The 591-nt window shown below is 39.3% G+C and carries 1 protein-coding gene and 1 pseudogene; both read right to left on the bottom strand.

What is annotated here, in order from left to right:
* On the bottom strand, nucleotides 1–231 hold a 231-nt coding region (locus tag A9G37_RS12060; protein WP_442903134.1), incomplete at its 3' end, for an IS3 family transposase.
* Between the two features lie 100 nt (nucleotides 232–331).
* A pseudogene (locus tag A9G37_RS03720) lies at nucleotides 332–557 on the bottom strand (transposase); the annotation flags it as partial.
* Nucleotides 558–591 lie beyond the last annotated feature (34 nt).

Here is a 591-nt window from a genome sequence, read left to right as displayed (position 1 = left end):
TTTTTTTCGTTTTACTCTGAGATTAAGCTTTAATTCACAATACACCCGATAAACACGCTTATGGTTCCATTGATAGCCGAGCTTTCTGATACGATTAAAGCATTTAGGAAAGCCCCAGCGTAAATGCCGGTCTGTGATAGCATTCAATACCGAAACAATCACCGAATCATCCTGTAACTTAGGTTGATAATAGTAAGCACAACGGCTTAAGCCAACGATAGCGCAGCTCATAGCTATAGTAACAGAATGATTTTGTTGTAGTTGCTGTGCCCACGTTTTACGGGCCTTTGTGGGCACTAAAGCTTTTTTATGATTTCTTCCTGAAGCTGTGATTTTAAGCTCAGCTCGGCAAACATCTGCTTAAGTTTGCGGTTTTCAGCCTCCAGCTCTTTTAAGCGTTTGATATCCGAAGTTTCCATGCCGCCGTATTTTTCCCGCCATTTATAAAAAGTTGAATTACCCATGCCATATTTACGGCAGAGTTCCTTGACAGGAATACCTGCTTCAGCTTCTTTTAAAATAGCGACGATTTGATGTTCAGTCATTTTTTTCATCATTAAATCCCCTTTTACTTTTATCATAGAGAATTTT

The organism is Gilliamella sp. GillExp13, assembly GCF_001690815.1.
Classification (GTDB): domain Bacteria; phylum Pseudomonadota; class Gammaproteobacteria; order Enterobacterales; family Orbaceae; genus Gilliamella; species Gilliamella bombi.
Note: the sequence above shows the minus strand (reverse complement) of the source record. Positions and strands in the feature narration are given on the sequence as shown.